Raw genomic sequence first — 20,126 nt, 5'->3', positions numbered from 1 at the left:
CGCACGATACTATTTGCTGGGCCTACTAGCAACCGAATCGAATTTACGCATTTTATCAACGCATATTCACATGACTTTCAGAACGATATTATATAACCATGCGTTAGACTTATACCATTGCAAGCAGTAGCTTCCCGTGGTTTCCTGGCCTGAAAACGACTCCTGAAGAGTTGCGGATCGAGTGCCGGTGCCTTATTTCTATCTCAGGCTTTCTACAATAAATCCCAATCAACCCCATCTACCATGAATAAACTTTTTACAGTACTTTTTGTACTAATCATGGCTATGCCATTCGTTGGCGTCGGACAAAACTGCTCCAACCAAATTACGGTCTCCTATTACGACGCGAATGGGACGCTGACAAGTCAATCGATCAACAATGGGCAGAGCGGTACGAGTGTCTCAATTTGTCCGACGGCGGGCGCGGTCTACTCGTTCGATGCTTCCTCCACCTCTGATGGCACGCTGACCTGGGCCCGGGTAATCACCAAGTCGGCGGTTAATCCAGCTCAGGACGTGGTGCAGGTACTCGCTACCGGCGTATTTGTCGCCCCCCAGACCCTGCGGTTGAACACCTCGTTTTCCACGGCCACCCAATTCCGGGTGTCGTCCGACCCCAATAAGTGCGGTGGGAACAAAATTGGTTACGCTTACCTAACCTTCACGCCAGCTCTTACCTTAACCTCCAACGCCCCCGTAACGGGTGTGTGCAGCGGCGGCGCGGTTACCCTTACCGCCAGTGGTTCCTCGTCCTACACCTGGTCGGCCAACGGAACACTTATTCCGAACCAGACCAGCGCCACCCTCACGGTGAGCCCGACCGTAACGACCACCTATACCGTTAGCGGGACAACCTCCTGCGGCACCAGCTCGCAGCAAATTACGGTCCTGGTGAAAGACGTCACTATCTCGCCCAGTGCTCCCGTTATTTGCGCCGGGCAAACCACCCGCCTCACCGCCAGCTATGGCGGTTCCAGTGCAACCTACATTTGGTCTATAAAAGGCCAAGCCTCACCGCTGTCTGCATCGGCCTCAGTTGACGTGTCCCCGACGACGACGACGACGTACCAGGTCGTGGCCAACACCGCGGACTGCGCCACCATCATCAAGGAGGTCACCGTCACGGTGGGTGCCCCCACCGTTAGCGTCACGCCCGGCACGGCCACGATCTGCGCCGGGAGCTCTACCACGCTCAGGGCCATTTCCAACAACCCGAACGCGACCTTCTCCTGGTCCCCCGCCACCGGCCTGAGCGCCACTTCAGGCGCCACCGTCACGGCCAGCCCCACCGTGAATACTACCTACACCGTCACCGCTACTACGCCTTGTGGCACGGTTTCCGCCTCGGTCCCCGTCACGGTGACCACCACCGCCACCTTCGCAGTCGATCCCACGGCCAGCACCACGTGCTCGGGCAGCTCGGCTACCTTCACCGCCAGCTCCAACATTTCGAATGCGACCTACGCCTGGTACCGGACGGCAAACCTGGGCACCATCATCTCCACGGCCCCGACCTTAACCGTGGCCCCCACCACGACCACCTCGTACCGGGTGATTACCACCACCTCCTGCGGGAATAATAGCCGGGATGTGACCGTCACGGTTAATCCGCTGCCCACCATCAACGTCACCCCCTCGTCCGCCACCATCAAACGAGGCGAATCGGTGATCCTGACGGCGAGCGGAGCATCCACCTACACCTGGTCACCCTCGACCGGGCTGAACACCACTTCAGGGGCCACGGTAGTTGCTTCGCCCACCACTACGACTACTTATTTCGTTATCGGCGCCACCTCAACGACGCCCGCCTGCTCCAACAGCACCCAGGTCACCATCACCGTGACCCAGCCCCTGCCCGTGCAACTGCTCGCCTTCGCCGCCCGCCGCACCGGCTCCAAGGCCCTGCTCACCTGGACCACCGCCAGCGAACTCAACAGCGCCTTCTTCGCCGTCGAACGCTCCAAGAACGGCGTCGACTTCGCCCCCCTGGCACAAGTGCCCGCCGCCGGCACCTCGGCCCAGACCATCGCCTACGCCTTCACCGACCTCGCCCCCCTGAAGGAACTGGCCTACTACCGCCTGCGGCAGGTCGACCGGGATGGCACCAGCACCTACTCGCCCCTGGCCGCGCTCGCCGCCCCGCCCGCGGCCGACTGGCTGCTGGCCACCGACGCGCCCCAGCAGTTCCTCATTCAGGCCCCGCTGGATGCGGCCAGCCGCCTGACCGTGCTCGACCTGCTCGGCCGGCCCCTGTTCAGCCAGGCCCTGAGCCCGGAGCAGCCCCAGGTCACGCTGCCCAACCTGCCCACCGGCGTCTATCTGTTCCGCCTGACCACCCAGCACGCGCGCCTGACCGTGCGCCAGGCCCTCTCCGCCGCGTACTAGGCCTCACTGGCCCAGAGAAGCTCGCTCCAAAGAGAAGCCCGCTCAAAACCGACCGGCCCGAGCTCCGGGAGCATTGGCGCGCAAAAAAGAGGCTGACGCATAGTCAGCCTCTTTTTTTGCCCCTACCGACTAGCCCACGACCACCAGATGGCCTTAAATCGCGTAGAACAGTTCAAGGTGGTTGAGACCAGTACCTACTACCTGCTCATCATGGCTAAAAAACCCGTCAAGCCCAAACAAAAACCCGATCCCGATAAGAAAGCCCGCGTCCATAAAGAGTTGGAAGGGTTTGAGATTGGGGTAAACCCGCTGGGTGAAATCACTTCCAATTACAGTATCGAGCAAATCAACCAGTTCCTGGGCCGCCACGTGCGCGACAAAAAACTGGTGGACCGCGCCGGTCAGTTCGGCGAAAAGCCCGGTCCTGACGAAGCCGAAGACGAGGCGTTCCCCGGCGTCGATGCCGAGTACACTCCCGAGCCCGAGGAAACCGACGAAGAATTCATGAAGCGCACCAGCCGGGAAGCCAAGCGCAAAAAAGCAGCCCTTGACCCAGACGCCGCCGCGGCCGAAACCCGCGCCGACCTGCCGGCCGAGGAGTAGCTACCAGCGGTCGGCGTCAGCGCAGCAGCATTGGTCGGCCTTTTCGCGGGTTTTCACCTTAGCCAACCGCCCGGCTTAGTGCTTTAAGCCCGGTTGGCTTTGTGCCGCCGTACGCGGCGGGTGGCGGCCTGTGCGCCGGGGAACCGTAGCTGCCGCACAGCTCATCGGTAGTGGCCGCGCATCCGTGTGCCGGCACGGCCGCTACTGTACGAACATGTAGGCGCCCTCCTGTGTTTAGGTGACTGTGCGCAAGCACTTGGCCTAAATTGCGCGCCCAACAACGGGTTCGAGCTCTTCAGCGCCAGTAACCTTATATTGCCTTGGTCGGCTTGTGAGCGAGTCGTGGAGTTTCAGTTTCCCGCTGCTCACGCCGGCCCGACTACCGCATTCGTCAACACCTTCCTATTGCCCATCTGAACTCCTACCAGAAAATCTTTGATAATTTGTCTTAATTTAAGTCTGACTCTCTCGATGCATTTAATATTTACATCAGACACTAATCTGTTTTGTCCTATATGATATGTAGTATTCAGGCCGTCCTGCACTTTTCTTTTACCAATCATCCTATAACGGCACATCCCCTTTAGCTAGCCAGAAATTTTATCCTATAGACTACCATGCACTTTTCTTTTGTCAATCATTATGTGCTTGTATATTTGCCTTAGTTAGTCAGCAGTTTTATCCTAATAGCCTATATTGTAGCATAGCAGCCGTGCACTTTTCTCTTATCGGGCTTTGTGCACTCGTATATTCGTTTTAGTTAGCCACAAGTTTTATCCAACCGTAGCCTAGCTACCGGGCGCTTTTATCTTATCAAGCTTTGAGTACTTATGCAGTTTGCCTTAGCTGGTCAGTATTTTCATCTTAATAGACTATATTGCAGCACGGTTGCCGTGCACTTTTCTTTTATCAATCGTTCGGCGCCGGTATATTTGCCTTAGCTAGTCAGAAGTTTTATCCTAATAGCCCATACGGTGGCGAAGCTGCCAGACCCTCTTCATTTATTAATCATTCTTTATCTATATGCTAACATTAACTAATCAGATTTTTTATCCTATAGGCTATACCCGGGCACAGTCCCGGTGCACTTTCTCTTATTAATATCCTGTTCGCGTACGATACTGCTTGCTGGGTCCGATAGTGACCAAGCAGGGTTTGATAATTTGTATAATAATAACTATTAATTAACACTCTCAATATCATTATATACTTGCTTATCAGGCTCTTGTGCTCAAGCCTGTAGCTTCCCGTCGCTTCTTGGTCTAAAAACACTCTCGCAACTCCGCTGATCGAGTATCAGCGCTTTACTTCTATCTCATGCTTTCTATCACCGACTCCAGCTACAATATAAATAAACCTCAATTAAATCTGTATGTGCCATGAATAAATTAATTACAGTACTTTTTGTACTTATCTCATCTATGCCACTAGTTGGCTTCGGGCAGAACTGCTCTAACCAAATCACGGTCTCCTATTACAACTCGAACGGAACGCTATCAAGCCAAACCATCAACAATGGGCAGAGCGGAACGAGTGTCTCGGTTTGTCCGACAGCGGGCGCGATTTACTCATTCGATGCCTACTCCACCTCCGATGGCACGCTGACCTGGGCCCGAGTCATCTCCAAGGCAGTTAATCCAGCTCAGGACGTGGTGCAGGTACTCGCTACCGGCGTATTCAATGCTCCTCAGGTCCTGCGCTTGAATACCTCGTTTACTACGGCCACTCAATTCCGGGTCTCGTCCGACCCCAATAAGTGTGGTAACAACAAAATTGGTTACGCCTACCTAACCTTCACGCCAGCTCTTACCTTAGCTTCCACGCCCGCAACCGGGGTGTGCGTCGGGGGCACGGCTACCCTCACTGCCGGGGGCTCTTCGTCCTACACCTGGTCGGCCAATGGAGTAGTCATTCCGAACCAGACCGGCAGCACCCTCACGGTGAACCCGACCGTGACAACGACCTACACCGTTAGTGGGACGACTTCCTGCGGCACCAGCTCGCAACAGATAACGGTCCCGGTGAAAGATGTCACGATCTCACCCAGTGCTCCCGTTATTTGCGCCGGGCAAACAACCCGCCTTACCGCCAGCTACAACGGCACCAGCGCAACGTACAGATGGTTCGTAAAGGGCCAGACGACCGTTCTATCTACATCGGCCTCAGTTGACGTAGCCCCGAGCAGCACCACTACGTACCAGGTCGTGGCTACGACCAGCGATTGTTCGACCATTACTAAGGAGGTCACCGTCACGGTGGGCGCCCCCACCGTTAGCATCACGCCCGGCACGGCCACGATCTGCGCCGGGAGCTCTACCACGCTCAGGGCCATTTCCAACAACCCGAACGCGACCTTCTCCTGGTCCCCCGCCACCGGCCTGAGCGCCACTTCAGGCGCCACCGTCACGGCCAGCCCCACCGTGAATACTACCTACACCGTCACCGCTACTACGCCTTGTGGCACGGTTTCCGCCTCGGTCCCCGTCACGGTGGCCACCATCGCCACCTTCGCGGTTAGCCCCACGGCCAGCACCACGTGCTCAGGCAGCTCGACTACCTTCACCGCCAGCTCCAACATTTCGGATGCGACCTACGCCTGGTACGCGACCTCGAACCTGGGTGTCATCCTCTCCACGGCTCCAACCTTAACTGTGGCCCCCACCACGACCACCTCGTACCGGGTGATTACCACCACCTCCTGCGGGAATAATAGCCGGGATGTGACCGTCACGGTTAATCCGCTGCCCACCATCAACGTCACCCCCTCGTCCGCCACCATCAAACGAGGGGGGTTTGTTAGCCTGACGGCCAGTGGAGCATCCACCTACACTTGGTCGCCCAGCACGGGACTGAACACCACTTCGGGAGCAACCGTCATCGCCTCGCCCACCACCACGACCACCTATTCCGTCGTCGGTACTACGTCAGGGACGCCCGCCTGCTCCAACAGCGCGCAGGTCACCATCACCGTGACCCAGCCCCTGCCCGTGCAACTGCTCGCCTTCGCCGCCCGCCGCACCGGCTCCAAGGCCCTGCTCACCTGGACCACCGCCAGCGAACTCAACAGCGCCTTCTTCGCCGTCGAACGCTCCAAGAACGGCGTCGACTTCGCCCCCCTGGCACAGGTGCCCGCCGCCGGCACCTCGGCCCAGATCATCGCCTACGCCTTCACCGACCTCGCCCCCCTGAAGGAACTGGCCTACTACCGCCTGCGGCAGGTCGACCGGGATGGCACCAGCACCTACTCGCCCCTGGCCGCGCTCGCCGCCCCGCCCGCGGCCGACTGGCTGCTGGCCACCGACGCGCCCCAGCAGTTCCTCATCCAGGCCCCGCTGGATGCGGCCAGCCGCCTGACCGTGCTCGACCTGCTCGGCCGGCCCCTGTTCAGCCAGGCTCTGAGCCCGGAGCAGACCCACGTGACGCTGCCCAACCTGCCCACCGGCGTCTATCTGTTCCGCCTGACCACCCAGCACGCGCGCCTGACCGTGCGCCAGGCCCTCTCCGCTACTTACTAGGCCTTACCGGCCGAGAGGACCTGTCTCTAAAGTACGTAAAAAAGAGGCTGACTACTCGTCAGCCTCTTTTTTTGTACCTACCAATAGGCCGCTGATCATCTGTAAGCGGCCCCTAAAAGCAGGCCAATTGCAAGTAGAGAAAGGCGTAATTTTCTCACCTTCAATTTGCCCTGATGAAAAAGAGTCGAATCAGCGGAGCCCAGTTGATTGCCATTTGCAGCAACAACCGAGTGCGCAAACCGTCGCGCAGATGGTGCGTGAACACGGTATCGGCGAGGCCACCTCTTACGTGTGGATGACAGAATACGATGATAGAATGGAGTTGCAGGTCAGCGAATCAATGTGCCTCAAGCAGCTGTAACCTGATAATAATTTCCTTATGAATAACGGCGAGACCTTTCAACCGCGAGACTATCGACATTCTGGGTCGGCTTTACCCTGCCCGCCGGGCGCTTAATGGCCCAACTGTTACGCAGCAAGACCGGCCAGGCTGCGTGCGGTGCGACAAGGACTCCGGGCTAAGGCATTATCTGGCCCTGGATGCAGCAGCCCGGAAAGCCGACCCGAAATGCCTACGCTGAACGGCTTAATGGCTCCGCGCAGGATACGGTCCCGATTCATTTACTAGCTTGCGGCAAGTCCGACAACTGCTCACCGAGTGGAAGAACAACTAGAACATTTTACGACCACCCCAGGCACTCATTTTTTGAGGCTGCTCGACTTCAAACACGCCGGCTAACCCTCGTTTTTACGCCGATTTTTACGGCAAGCTTACACCTGATAATTTTTACCTTTGTCCCTACCCTTTGCATCCCAACCGTTATGACTTCTCACGACGTTGACTACCGCATTCTCGGCTCCGATATTCAGGTTCTGGAAATTGAGCTCGACCCCAACGAAACTGTGATTGCCGAGGCCGGGGCCATGGTGTATATGGAGGAAGGCATCGCCTTCGAAACCAAGATGGGTGACGGCTCCGAGCCCGACAAGGGGTTAATGAGCAAACTATTTTCGGCCGGCACTCGCCTGATTACGGGTGAGTCGCTGTTCCTTACCCACTTCACCCACCGGGGTGGCTACGGCAAAAGCCGGGTGGCTTTCTCAGCTCCTTACCCCGGCACGATTATTCCCATCAACTTGGGCGACACACCTGCCGGCCTCATCGTGCAGAAAGACGGCTTCCTGGCGGCCGCCCGGGGTACTAAAATCAGCCTGCATTTCAATCAGAAGCTTGGCGCGGGCCTGTTTGGAGGCGAGGGCTTCATTTTGCAAAAGCTTACCGGTGATGGCAAAGCTTTCGTACATGCTGGCGGCACCATCGTCGAGAAGAAACTAAACAACGAGCTTTTGCGGGTCGACACCGGCTGCGTCGTTGCCTTCGAGCCCAGCCTTGATTTCAGCGTGGCCCGCGCCGGCGGCTTGAAATCAATGATTTTTGGAGGTGAGGGCCTGCTGCTAGCCACCCTGCGCGGCACCGGGCGCGTGTGGATACAGTCGATGCCCGTCAAGAAGCTCATTCAGGCACTGGCCCCGGGTGGAGGCAATACCCAAAAAGAGAGCGGCAGCGTCCTGGGCGGACTGCTGAGCAATATCATGGACGAATAGGACCGCGGTGCGCCCACCAACCCTATCGGGAGACCTCTGTTAGCTGGCCGGAAGGGTCATCCTTGTCCATTACCCCTTTGGCCGCGATGCCCAAGGCTATCATCAGCACGAGAGCAACCGCACTGGCAACTCGCATTAAAAACTTGCGATCTTTCGCCTCCTGGCGCTTGCGACGGCTTTCGTCACGGTGTTCGCTGCGGGATTCGCTACGGGACTTGTAAGGGCGCTTATAAGCTAAAGTCTTGTTCACAGTATTGGCGCTTATTATAATATTTATGGGAATAGTACGGTAATATTAACAAACCTTTCTCAATAAAGCTCCTTCTGACCCGCAGATAGCTGCCGGGCTAGCTAAACAGTTGGTTTTCCCAGTCGAACTCCCTGTTTCACTAGTTAACCATAAAGGCACTTTGAGGCGGCCAGCCTGGGTGGCACTGTATCGAACTTCCTGTTTCACTACTTAACCGAGCATTGATTCGTTCCACCGTTGAGGGTCGCGGCGGCCGTTAAAACAGCTTCCAGCACGTGGCGCGAGTTAAGCAGACGGGGAATTTTATGCTGCCCCCCCAGCTTGCCTTGGCTAGCCAGCCACGCGTCGAACGTACCCACGGGTACGGCCCGTAGCCGGGGCGGGGCCAGAGCGAGGCTGCGGTGGCGCTTAGCGGCATAATCAGAATTCAGTTCACACAGCGTAGCATCGAGTACCGCCCCGAATTGGTCGAGATCCGGAATGGTGGCCGCGGCGGCGAATTCGACCACCCACTCGTGGCCACCGCGCGAGGAGGCGCTATTCGCCGTAAACCAGACGGGAGCCGCTGTAAAGTCGCGCACGGTCGCTCCGGTAGCGCGACTGGCAGCAGTGACGGCAGCTTCGGCGTTTTCGATAACGACTTCTTCGCCGAAAGCATTGAGAAAATGCTTGGTGCGCCCCGTAACCCGCACCCGGTACGGGGCCAGGGAAGTGAAGCGCACGGTGTCGCCAACTACGTAGCGCCACAATCCGGCATTAGTGCTGATCACCAAAGCGTAGGGCCGATGCAACTCCACTTCGGCCAGCGGGATGGGATGCGGGTCGGAGGTGGCCCACTGGTCGGAGGGCAGGAATTCGTAGTAGATCCCGTGCTCGAGCAGTAGCAGCAGGTCTTCGCTGTCGGGCTGGTCTTGTACGGCGAAGTACCCTTCTGAAGCGCTGTAAATCTCCAGGTACCGCATCCGGTCGTCGGGGATAAGCTGGCGAAACAGCTCGCGGTAGGGCCCAAAGGCTACCGCCCCGTGCAGAAAAAGCCGTAAGTGCGGCCACACCTGGGTGAGGTCGGTCACGCCAGCCAAGGCCACTACTCGCCGCAAGAGCACCACCATCCAGGTGGGCACTCCGGCCAGTGTGCGGACATCCTGGGTGAGAACATGAGCCGCAATGCGCTCGATCTTCGCTTCCCACTCGTCCAGCAGGGCCAGGTGAAGGGGCGGCGTCCGCATTCGTTCGGCCCACCACGGTAACTGCTGCATGATGACGGCCGACACGTCGCCGGTGCGGGAAGTGGGTTCCTGCGGCCGAAACGGGTTGGCGGCGTGGGTGCCGCCCAGCGAGAGGGTTTTACCAGCCAGCAGCCGCTCCTGCGGATAAAAGGAAGTGCTCAGGGCCAGCATGTCGCGGCCTGCGCGGTAGTGGCAGTCTCGCAGGGCCTCGGCCGTGACGGGGATGTACTTGCTGCGGGCATTGGTGGTGCCGCTGCTTTTGGCAAACCAGCGCGGGCGACCGGGCCACAGCACATCGGACTGCCCGCGGAGCACCTTTTCCAGCTCCGGGTAAAGCTGCTCGTAGGTGCTCACCGGCACGCGCCGGGCGAATTCGGCGGCGTTCAGGCGCTCCCGAAAGCCGTAGCGCCGGCCCCATTCGGTGGCTTGGGCCCGGGCCAGCAGGTACCGCAACAGCCGCGCCTGCACCTCGTGCGGACGCTGCCGGACGCGGGACAACCGAGGCCAGCTGCTCCACTGAACGGCCCTGGCGAGTAGCTGGTCGAGCATGAGTTGACAGATTGGTTTTGGGAGGGTGCAAGCTAAATACACAGCTTTACCACCAATGGTATAGGTCCAAGGCCGGGCGAAAAAAGGAGCCGAGAAGGCCACTTTCTGCCCACCGCAGCTAGGTCGTATTCTTACTGCTGGTCATTCGAAGGCACCCCATCGACTGAACTGGCTTTTACCCCATTAAAACGTCCTTTTCAATTCGAAGTTTTTACCCAGGTACACCCGGCGTACGGTTTCGTCGCTGGCAAGATCTTCGGCGGTACCGGCTTTGAGCAGCTTGCCTTCGAAAAGCAGGTAGGCCCGGTCTACAATGTTGAGGGTAGCGTTCACATCGTGGTCGGTAATGAGCACCCCAATGTTGCGGTGCTTGAGCTTGGATACAATGCCTTGAATTTCTTCGGTGGCGATGGGGTCAACCCCGGCGAAGGGCTCGTCGAGCAGCACGAACTTGGGATCAACGGCCAGGGCCCGGGCGATTTCGGTGCGGCGCCGCTCGCCCCCGCTCAGCACCTTGCCCAGATTTTTGCGCACGTGGGTCAGGCTGAACTCCTGGAGCAGTTCCTCTACTTTGGCGCGGCGAGCCTCTTTTTTCATGCTGGTCATTTCGAGCACGGCCATGATGTTTTCCTCCACGCTCAGGTCGCGGAACACGCTGGCTTCCTGAGCCAGGTACCCTACGCCCAGCCGCGCCCGCTGGTAGATGGGCATGGTCGTTATCTCGGTGCTATCGAGAAAGATGCGGCCGGCATTGGGCTTCACCATACCCACCATCATGTAGAAGCAGGTGGTTTTGCCGGCGCCATTGGGCCCGAGCAGCCCGACGATTTCGCCCTGCTCCACCGTAACCGACATATCGTTAACTACGGTGCGGGATTTGTACTTTTTAATCAGATGGTCGGCGCGAAGAATCATAAGGGCAAAGGTACGGCTTGGTGTTCCGCGAGATAGAACGCGCAACCAGCGCAGCGATGATAGTGGACCGGCTTATTCGGCGGGCCAAAGAATTGACTTGAAAAATTCCGTTACTTTTAACCCTACATCCTCACTACCCTAAAAATTTTCTATTGTATGAAGGTAAAAACACTACTCTTCGCGGGCGGAGCAGTCCTGATGGGCGCGTCGAGCGCTAGCGCGGGCGGCTTTCAGGTCTACCTACCTAGCCAGCAGAGCATCGGCATGGGCGGAGTGGGCGTGGGCCTCTCCATGGAACAGGCCGCGCAGTTTCTGAACCCCGGCGCCATGGCCATGCTACGCCAAAACGGCGTGCAGGTGGGCGTGAGCGCAACTTTCGCCCGCCTGGCCTTTCAGCCGACCACGGGCGGGGAGCAGCGGAAGCTGCAAAATACCACGGTAACGCCGTTTAACGTGTATGCCAGCTTCGGGCCTAAAGAGGGCAAGTTCCGCGCGGGTATTGCCGTGTACACGCCCTACGGCTCGTCGCTGAAGTATGAGAATGGCTGGGAAGGCCGGTTTTCGCTCAAAGAAATCGCGCTACGCGCCGTTTACCTGCAGCCAACCGTTAGCTACGCCATCACCGACCAGTTGAGCGTGGGGGCCGGCCTGATGATTCTGGCTTCGGGCTCAGTAAACCTGCAGCGGGCGGTTGCGCTGCCGTCGGCCGAGGGCTCAATTGAGCTGGATGGCAAAACCAAAGCCGGCTTCGGGGTGAATGCGGGCATTTTCTTTAAGCCATCGACCAAGCTCAGCCTGGGCATCAGCTATCGCTCCAAGATTGACGCGAAAGTAGAAGGTGGCGACGTGACCATAGTCAACTCGATTCCAGCCTTGCAGGGGCGCTTTGTGGGCAACAAGTTTAGCGCCACGCTGCCGCTGCCGGCCACTGTCAATATCGGCATTGGCCTTATGCCCACCGACAAGCTCACCATTGGCGCTGACGTAAACTTCACGCAGTGGAGCGCGTACCGTTCCTTGCGCTTCGACTTCAGCAAAGATGGGGCCCCCGCACAAGTTGGCCTGGATACCTTCTCGGAGTCGAAACGCTCGTACGATGATGGGCTGACCTTCCGCCTCGGCGGTCAGTACCAACTGAACGACAAGTTGGCGCTACGCGTGGGTGGTGCCTACGATATATCGCCGGTAAAAGATGGCTACGTGACGCCCGAGACGCCTGATAACGACCGCATTATTGGCACGGCTGGCGTCGGTTACAACATCACCGAGAACTTTGGCGTGGATGCGTCCTTCATGTTTCAGGCCATCCTGAAGCGCACGCAAACCGAAGCCGACCTGCTCGACAACGGCACCACCGACCGGGTAGCCGGCACCTACCGCACCAACATCAGCATCCCCGGCGTGGGGCTGCGGTATAGCTTTTAATCCTTCCCACCCGACTTACGATTCTTACTTATGAAACTGTTTATCAAGCGTACGGCGCCCGCATTGGGCCTGCTGGGGTTGGGGTTAGCCGGCTGTCAGCCGGATATTAATGCGCCCTCAGCAACGGCGGGCTCGGTTGATTTTTCCAGCTACGTGGCCGTGGGGAACTCCCTCACGGCTGGGTTTGCTGATGGCGGCCTTTACAATGAGGCCCAAGCTACTTCGTACCCGGCCATTCTGGCGCAGCAATTTGCTAAAACCGGCAAAGGCCCGGCAAACTTCTTACAGCCAAGCTTTTCGGCGGAGCGGCAGGATGGATCCGGCTATGTGAAATTACTATTGGTGAGTAATATGCTCACGCCCGTACAGCCTGCGCCAGGACCACCCCCCGGTGGCAATAACTTCCTGGGCGAACGCGTGGCTTACACGGGCAACCGCCTCCCCCTTCCTCCCGCAGGCTCCGGAGCACTCGAGCTAGAGCCTTACACCGGACCGCAACCCGACAACCTGGGGGTACCGGGTATTTCAGTACTCAGCGCTGACCAGACCGCGGCATCAACAGGGTCGTCGGCCGCTGATGCTTTAATTCGGGGAGCAGCGCGTATCTATAGCAACCTAAACCCGTACTACCAGCGCATTTTGCCCGCTGCTGACCGGGGCACCAAAGACTACGTGACCTATATCAGGCAGAAGAATGCCACGTTCTTCACCTGCTGGATGGGTAACAACGACGTATTGACCTACGCTACTAACGGTGGTGTAGCAGACGCGACGAACCCCTTCAGCGGCATGACCGACTCCACTAGCTTTGGACGCGGCTACCGTAATATTGTTAGTACGATGTCTAGAAACGGTACCGTGCCCGGTATGCTAGCTAACATCCCAAACGTAGCCAATATTCCGTATTTCAACACCGTGACCGTGGCAGGCGTACTGGACGCTTATAAGGCTGTAAACCCCGCTATTGCAAATATTTACGTAACGGCGCGCACCTCAGCCACCTCTATGGCCACCGTTACCCGGGCCGCTACTGCCGCCGATTTGCTGACCTTAACAGCCCGAGCCTATATCGCCGCTAACCCCGGCCTGGGTGCCTCACCGCTCGCCCCGATTCCCAGCCAGTACGTGCTTGACCCGATTGAGCAAACCGAGGTGGTAAACCGTACCAATCAGCTCAACGGCATTATTGCCAAGACTGCTCGCCAGAATAAAGTGGCCCTGGCGGATATGAATGCGTTTTTCACTGCCATCGTTCAGCGAGGCGTGGTGGCCAACGCGGTTAGTAACTCAGCTGCTTTTGCTTCCGGCAACTTGTTTGGCCTCGATGGCGTGCACCCTACCCCCCGTGGCTACGCCGTGATAGCAAATGAGTTCATCCGTATTATTAATGCAACCTACGGCGCTTCCATTCCTACTGTAGACCCGAACAGCTACCGTGGAGTACAGTTTCCGCAGTAATCTTATCAAGGGATTCGAAAAAAAGCGCCTTCCCCACTTGGGGAAGGCGCTTTTTGCGTTCTTGCAGCATTAACTGCTGGACAAATCAGTCTATCTGCCGCTGCAGAGCCTAAGACCGCTGCTCTGCCAAGTGGGCCGCAATCAGCTGGGCGTGGTGGCGGCCGTTCTCGATAAACCAGCGGCTGGTGGCCCGCCCGCCGCACACGGTGCCGGCCACGAACAGGCCAGGGCGGGTGGTTTCCTGGGTGGCGGGGTCGAAGAGGGGGGCGCGGGCCTCGTCGGCGGGGTCGGGCTCAACGCCGAGGCGGCCGAGCAGGTCCTCGTCGGGATGGTAACCGGTGAGGGCGTACACGAAATCGGCGGGCAGCATGCGCGGCCCATCGGGCGTGAGAACTTCCACAGCCCCAGGGCGAATGGCGGTGACGGTAGTACTGAGATAGGCAGTGATGCGGCCCTCGGTAATGCGGTTGACGAGGTCGGGGCGAATCCAGTACTTCACGGAATCGCTCAGGGCGGGGCCGCGCACGATGAGGGTAACCCGGGCGCCGGCGCGGGTAAGCTGCAGGGCAGCTTTGGCGGCGGAGTTCTTAGCACCGATAACGACGACCTGCTGGGTGGCGTGCTGGTAGGGCTCTTTGTAGTAGTGGCTGACGTGGGGCAGGTCTTCGCCGGGCACGTTGAGCGGGTTGGGCAGGTCGTAGAATCCGGTGGCGACGATGACGTTGCGGGTCCGGATTTCTCCTTTGTCGGTCGTGACGGTGAAATTGCCCTGCTCACCGGTTAGCGACAGGACCTTTTCGTGCAGACGCAGGGTCAGCTTTTCGGAGGTGGCCACGCGCAGGTAGTAATCCAGCGCGTCTTCGCGCAGGGGCTTGTAGTGATTGGTAGGGAAAGGGTAGCCGCCAATTTCGAGTAGCTCGGGCGTGGAGAAAAACTCCATGTTGGTCGGATAGCCGACAATAGAATTAACCAAAGCACCTTTTTCGACCACGGCCGCGCGCAGGCCGCGGCGCTGGATTTCGAGGGCGCAGGCCAGCCCCACCGGGCCGGCCCCAATGATGAGAACGTCGAGCATAGTGTAGTAGAGTAGCCCCAAGCGCCTGCTTCGGGCAGGGTGCAATGATAACAGCAGCCGGGCGAGCCAGGTTACCGGCGCGGCCGTAGCGCGCACCAGGAGCACCGGGCTACTTTACCTTTGCGCCATGCGTACCTGCGACCTGTGCGGCAGCACTGACTTTAAGAAGCTGCCTTTTTACTACGAATTTGAAGGCCAGAAGCTACAGGGCACCCAGTGCCGCCGCTGCGACCTGATGTTTGTCGATCCCCAGCCTACTCCCGCCCAGCTGGAGCGGCTCTACGGCAAAGACTATTTCACCGAGCGTCCTAACTACGACCGAACCCAGCAGGAGGTTGTTTTCATCGACGAAGGGCAGAAGCAGGAGGCCCTAAGCCGGCTCCGGCCCGACAAGTTCACCGACTACATCCTGGCCAAGTATCCGGGGCGCAAGTTCCGCTACCTGGAGGTGGGCTGCGGCCCGGGCTACACCCTCAAAAGCCTCGAAGCCCTCGGTTGGGAAAGCCACGGCCTGGAGATATCCGAGCACGCGGCCGACTTCGCCCGGCGCGAGCTACACCTGCTCGTGGTAACGGGCAACATCGAAACCACCGAAGACTTCCACGAAAACCAGTTCGATCTCGCCTACATGGGCGACGTGCTGGAGCACCTGCTGTCACCGGCGGCCACGCTGGCCAAGTTCCACCGCATTCTCGCCGCGGAGGGCTTGTTGGTGCTGGCCCTGCCCTCGGTGCTGAACCTGCCCACAATGCGGCTGGGTTTTGCCGCGTATGGGGCACTGGGCAAGGAGCGCAAGATGGATCTGCCTCCTTACCACTTGTTTGAGTTCACCCCGGCCACCATCACCAAGATGCTATGGAAACAAGGGTTTGAGGTAGTGGAGCTGCTCAACCCCGTGAAGCCGCCTAAGAACATCCGCTTGGGAGGCAGCGTCCTGGAGAAGGTGGGCAAGCTGGCGGGGCAATACCCCACGTACTACCTGAATAAGCTGACCGGGCGGTTCGGGGATAGAATGTTCGTGGTAGCCAAGAATGTGAAGTAGCCTTGGCAGGTGATAATGAAACACCAGTGGCGCGCAGAATCTGCTGCGCGCCACTGGTGTTTCATTATCAATTCCTTACAGCTTAATGGTTTTCTTGGAGACCACTTGGCCGTTAATGATTACGGAGGCTATGTAAATACCCGTTTTCAAGCGGCTGCCATCCACGGCTACGGCGTGAGTCCCCAGGCCGTAGTTTTTGTCGGCTACCACCGTTTGCACTTTTTGACCTAGCTGGTTGAACAGCTCCACTGTGACGGCTCCGGGGCTGGTCACGGTGAAGGACACCTTGAATTGGTCCTCGAATGGCACGGGGCTCAGCAGCACGTTGCTCTCTGCCTTCGTGGCCCCAGGGCCGCGCAGGCCCAGGGTGCTGCCGAAGTCCGTCAGCCGCAAGAAATCGGCCATGATGGGGGTAATAGCGGTATTGTCGAGCAGGCCCCGGCCGGTGATTTGCTGGGCGTGAGTAGCAGTGTTGTCTTCGGCTCCCACCCAGATGTCCTGCGGGGTGTGGTTGCCGGGCGTGGCGCCCTGGTTGCTGCCCACTCCGGTGCTGGCGCGGGTGCCGTTGCCGTTGGTGAGGGGGTTTGAGCCGTAGGCCACCACGATGCGCTTGCCCGTGGCCGAGGCCGGCTGCGGGTAGTCTTTGCCCTGAAAATTATTCATCACGTAGTCGGGGAACCACCCACCAGTGCCGCCGTCGCCGCGCACCAGGTTGGTTGGGGTAGCGTAGCCCGCTTCGGCCGCCACCGACTTGGTGATTTGACCCGAATAGGTGCGGATTTTGGTGCCATTGCGCTGGGCGTCGGCTTCGTCGTGCAGGCCGGTTACGGCGAAGCCGCCGCACTCGTGGTCCGAAGTACTGAAGATGAGCGTCCGGCCATTACTGGGCGCAGCCAGCAGGGCGCGGCCCTCGGCGACGGCGTAATCGAAAGCCATCACCTCCTTAATCATGTAGTCGGAAGCGTACACGTTGGTAGTGCGGGCGGTGGTGGGCGTAGCCACGTAGTTGGCTTCGCCTCCCCCTACGTAAGCGGGCTTGTCGGTATCGATGATGTACTGGTTGCCCCCGGCGGGGTTGGCCACCACGGTGAGGCCGCCGGTATTGGCGTGCTCTAAGTGGTCGATCCGGCCGGCTTCCACCATCAGGAAAAAGCCTTTGCCGTTGCTTTTGGCTTGCAGCACCTTGATGGCCGCCGCCGTCATTTCAGCCAGGGAGGGCTCCCAGGGAGCACTGGTTTGCCGGTCCTGTTCGTAGTTGACGTGCGAAGCGTTGAATAAGCCCAGCAGCTTCTTGCCCCCGGGCCCAAACTGGGCCAGGTCGATGTTGTTGAGGGCATCGCGGCTGTTCACGAAGGCGTAATTACGCTCCGTCACGGCGTAGCGCACCAAGTCGACGTCATCGGCGCGACGCCCCCGGGTGAGGGTGGCCGGGGCGCTGGTGGCGGGGTCGATGATGGGGGCACCGGTCCGGTCGACGATGGTTTCGTAGGAGCTGGCCACGTTGCGGGGCAGAAAGTGGCGCGAGCCGCCACCAAGTACCACATCCAGCTCCACGCCTACTTTGGGCGCGGGCAGCACCCAGTCGCGGTTCGCCTGGTACTTGAAGGCCGCCGTTGGGCTGGCGTCAAAAATGGCCTGGTACTGGGTCTGGGTCGAGGCAATGTACTGGGCCGCGATGTAGTCTTCCAGATCGCGGTACCAGATGTGGCTGGCAAAGGCCGCCGGCGTGGCGTGCGTGATGCGGGCCGTGCTCACTATGCCCACCGCATAGCCCTGCTTCTTAGCGGCCTCCAGGATTGTTTCGATGGGCGCACCGGAAGCTGGGTTCAGCGACAGCACTTCGTTATCCTGCTTGCCGGCTTTGCCGCAGGCGTACACCGAAGCCCCGGGAGCCGAGTCGGTAATCCACGAATTGAGCGAGTGGGTTGTGACGGTGGCGTTGTACTTCAGCTTATCAAGGGCGAGCACCTGAAAGCCGGGGTCCGAAGCGAAGCGCTTACCCGCGGTACCCTGCCCCATGGCCATGCGAGCCGCGGTTTTGGGCGCCAGACCGAAGCCGTCGCCAATGTAGATGATGACGTTGTTGTTCGTCGCGGCAGCCTGCGCGCTCACTTCCTGGCGGGCCGCCGTGGCGAGCACCAGGCTGCCCAGGAGTAAATGTTTAGTTCTCATGAAATCCGGAACGGTGTTGATGACGGGATGATTGGTGACGGGATAATTGACCCGCCGCAAAATTCCCCCGCCCCTGTGAGACCTGGGTTACTTCTTTGTCACGGCTTCATTAAAAAACGGGGGCTGATATCATCCTTTGGTAACCATAACATAACCAAACAGCTAGGAGCCCTGGCTATACCTTTGCGAGGACATTCTCCTGCCGCAACCCATGCTCTCTCTTCGGATAATTTCCTTCATTGGCCGTTTCCTCCCGGCTTTTTTCCTGAGCCTGACGCTACTGGGACTGAGCATGAGCGGACACGCCCGGCCCCGACCATCCTACGCCGTGGCCGGCAATGAAAAGCCCGTGGCCTTGCTTCACGTTGGCAAGGCGACCTACCTGGTTACTCAGCACAGCGTTTTTCGCCTTGAAGGCCAGCAGTTCGTCCGCCACTACCAGGGCGAGGCCCCCGTTCAGTGCGCCGCGGTAGCCGACACCGTTCTCTGGCTGGGCACCCGGCAAGGCCTCGTGCGCCTGAACTACCAAGGCTTCCGGCCGCACAAGCAGCCCCTGCCGGGTGTCGAGCCCTTCCCCAGCATAACGGCGCTGTTTCGGGATGCGCGCGGCACCATGTGGGTAGGCGCCTACGGCCAGGGTGTGTTTCATGAAAAGAAGGGTGCCTTCACCCAAGAGCTGAACACGCCCGCCATCAACGGCGGCGCGGCCACGGCCGACAGCTCCGTGTGGATAGCCACCAACATCGGCCTGAGCCGCAAGCAGCACCAGGACTGGACCCGCTACAACGAGGAAGGCGTGGCTAACCAGGAAATTCCCGACAACATCGTGGAAAAGCTGCTGCCCGACAACGTTGGCAACCTCTGGGTTATCATGTCCGATGCCATTTGTGTGTTCGAAGGCCAGGCCCAACGCTCGGCAGCCGAGGCCGAGCTGCCCACCGTGAAGTTCCTGGGCCGGCCGGGCAATGAAGTGCACAGCGTCGCCTACCTCAAAGGCGAGGGCCGCCTGTTTGCCACGGCAATGGGCCTGTTGCTGCTGCCCCAGGAACCCGCCAACCACCTGCCCAGCTTTACCCCTTCTACCGATAAAATCGAGCAGAAGCAGCTCCTGGTGCCCCTGCCGGCGCCGGCAGGGGCCGGCAACCCATTTTTGCTTGAGGTTGATAAACAGCAGCGGCTGTGGTTGGTAAGCGAAGGCAAAGTCACGGTGCTGACGGCAAAGGAGTTTCACCAATTAGTGCACTCCAGGAATGGAGCTCAAGGAGTAGCAGGGCGATACTGATTTATAGTGTACAATAAAAGCCTCGCTGGCGAGCGAGGCTTTTTTGGGAGGGACACCAGCTTGACTGCGTCAGGCAGTTGGCGGTGATAAGTGGTGGAGCCCGGCCTTTGCTGCTATGAGCTAGCTAAGCTGGTGCCGCTCCGCCAAGTCTTTAAAACCCCTACCCTGCGCAACGTGATCCTAACGGTCCCCTACATGCACAACGGCCAATACCGTACCCTGGAAGAAGGAATTGACTTTTATAACTAGAGCGGCGACTTGGGCCTAAGCATCCCGCTCGAAAATCAAACCTTACCTTCCGACAAGCTTAACCTGACGCGAGTTTCTGCTTAGCCTAACCGATATGATCAGCCAATAATAGGCAGCTACTACTTCAGTGGGGTCTAATTGTATACTCCCAAGTGAATTGGGTGTGTAAGGCCCCCAACTGCTATTTGCCGAACGCACTCAGCTTCGAAGATGGGCATGTATTTCTTGTGGGCGGTGATCAGCCCACTAGTATTCTGTTCTACGTAGATAATCGAAGTTAATACTTCAAGCTGCCTGGCCTAGGGTGTGTGGACAGTGTAGGGTTAATTTTGGGCTATGCGTCGCCATGAATTAAGTGACCTGGAATGGAAGTTA

At 58.8% G+C, this 20,126-nt stretch carries 14 protein-coding genes; 9 read left to right on the top strand and 5 right to left on the bottom strand.

The window, feature by feature from the left end; all coding sequences use genetic code 11:
* The first annotated feature begins 279 nt into the window (after positions 1–279).
* From IC235_RS15305 to IC235_RS15285, 5 genes are all read left to right on the top strand, one after another.
* Positions 280–2,385, top strand: coding sequence for a T9SS type A sorting domain-containing protein (locus IC235_RS15305; protein WP_191006070.1), 2,106 nt, complete (start codon positions 280–282; stop codon positions 2,383–2,385).
* 147 nt (positions 2,386–2,532) lie between these two features.
* Positions 2,533–2,988 carry a hypothetical protein gene (locus IC235_RS15300; protein ID WP_223847336.1) on the top strand — a complete coding sequence of 152 codons (456 nt, stop codon included), beginning with the start codon at positions 2,533–2,535 and terminating at the stop codon, positions 2,986–2,988.
* A 1,421-nt stretch (positions 2,989–4,409) separates the two neighbouring features.
* Entirely contained in the window at positions 4,410–6,503 is a 2,094-nt protein-coding gene (locus tag IC235_RS15295) for a T9SS type A sorting domain-containing protein (RefSeq protein ID WP_191006069.1), read from the top strand.
* Positions 6,504–6,630: 127 nt separating this feature from the next.
* Positions 6,631–6,864, top strand: a complete 234-nt coding sequence (locus IC235_RS15290) for a hypothetical protein (protein WP_191006068.1) — start codon at positions 6,631–6,633, stop codon at positions 6,862–6,864.
* A gap of 461 nt (positions 6,865–7,325) precedes the next feature.
* Positions 7,326–8,108 carry a TIGR00266 family protein gene (locus tag IC235_RS15285; RefSeq protein ID WP_191006067.1) on the top strand — a complete coding sequence of 261 codons (783 nt, stop codon included), beginning with the start codon at positions 7,326–7,328 and terminating at the stop codon, positions 8,106–8,108.
* Positions 8,109–8,130: 22 nt separating this feature from the next.
* Here IC235_RS15285 and IC235_RS15280 read toward each other — a convergent pair whose 3' ends face one another.
* The 3 genes from IC235_RS15280 to lptB form a co-directional block, all read right to left on the bottom strand.
* On the bottom strand, positions 8,131–8,358 hold the full coding sequence (locus IC235_RS15280; protein WP_191006066.1) for a hypothetical protein: 228 nt from the start codon (positions 8,356–8,358) through the stop codon (positions 8,131–8,133).
* A 206-nt stretch (positions 8,359–8,564) separates the two neighbouring features.
* Complete coding sequence (locus IC235_RS15275) at positions 8,565–10,133, bottom strand: GH3 auxin-responsive promoter family protein (RefSeq protein ID WP_191006065.1); 1,569 nt, start codon at positions 10,131–10,133, stop codon at positions 8,565–8,567.
* A 183-nt stretch (positions 10,134–10,316) separates the two neighbouring features.
* Positions 10,317–11,048: an LPS export ABC transporter ATP-binding protein gene (gene lptB / locus IC235_RS15270; protein ID WP_191006064.1), complete on the bottom strand. Its 732-nt coding sequence runs from the start codon at positions 11,046–11,048 to the stop codon at positions 10,317–10,319.
* A 156-nt stretch (positions 11,049–11,204) separates the two neighbouring features.
* On the opposite strand from lptB, the gene IC235_RS15265 reads away from it, so the two are divergent.
* Positions 11,205–12,473 carry an OmpP1/FadL family transporter gene (locus IC235_RS15265; RefSeq protein ID WP_191006063.1) on the top strand — a complete coding sequence of 423 codons (1,269 nt, stop codon included), beginning with the start codon at positions 11,205–11,207 and terminating at the stop codon, positions 12,471–12,473.
* Positions 12,474–12,503: 30 nt separating this feature from the next.
* Entirely contained in the window at positions 12,504–13,931 is a 1,428-nt protein-coding gene (locus IC235_RS15260) for an SGNH/GDSL hydrolase family protein (RefSeq protein WP_191006062.1), read from the top strand.
* Between the two features lie 109 nt (positions 13,932–14,040).
* On the opposite strand, the gene IC235_RS15255 is transcribed toward IC235_RS15260, so the two are convergent.
* Positions 14,041–15,006, bottom strand: a complete 966-nt coding sequence (locus IC235_RS15255) for a YpdA family putative bacillithiol disulfide reductase (protein WP_191006061.1) — start codon at positions 15,004–15,006, stop codon at positions 14,041–14,043.
* A gap of 127 nt (positions 15,007–15,133) precedes the next feature.
* On the opposite strand from IC235_RS15255, the gene IC235_RS15250 reads away from it, so the two are divergent.
* A complete protein-coding gene (locus tag IC235_RS15250) occupies positions 15,134–16,048 on the top strand; it encodes a class I SAM-dependent methyltransferase (protein WP_191006060.1) in 915 nt (304 codons plus the stop codon).
* A gap of 75 nt (positions 16,049–16,123) precedes the next feature.
* Here IC235_RS15250 and IC235_RS22660 read toward each other — a convergent pair whose 3' ends face one another.
* Positions 16,124–18,220, bottom strand: coding sequence for an alkaline phosphatase (locus IC235_RS22660; RefSeq protein ID WP_191006059.1), 2,097 nt, complete (start codon positions 18,218–18,220; stop codon positions 16,124–16,126).
* 211 nt (positions 18,221–18,431) lie between these two features.
* On the opposite strand from IC235_RS22660, the gene IC235_RS15240 reads away from it, so the two are divergent.
* Positions 18,432–19,502 carry a two-component regulator propeller domain-containing protein gene (locus tag IC235_RS15240; RefSeq protein WP_191006058.1) on the top strand — a complete coding sequence of 357 codons (1,071 nt, stop codon included), beginning with the start codon at positions 18,432–18,434 and terminating at the stop codon, positions 19,500–19,502.
* Positions 19,503–20,126: the final 624 nt, after the last annotated feature.

Origin of the sequence: Hymenobacter montanus, from assembly GCF_014699115.1 — a bacterium.
Lineage (GTDB): Bacteria > Bacteroidota > Bacteroidia > Cytophagales > Hymenobacteraceae > Hymenobacter > Hymenobacter montanus.
Note: the sequence above shows the minus strand (reverse complement) of the source record. Positions and strands in the feature narration are given on the sequence as shown.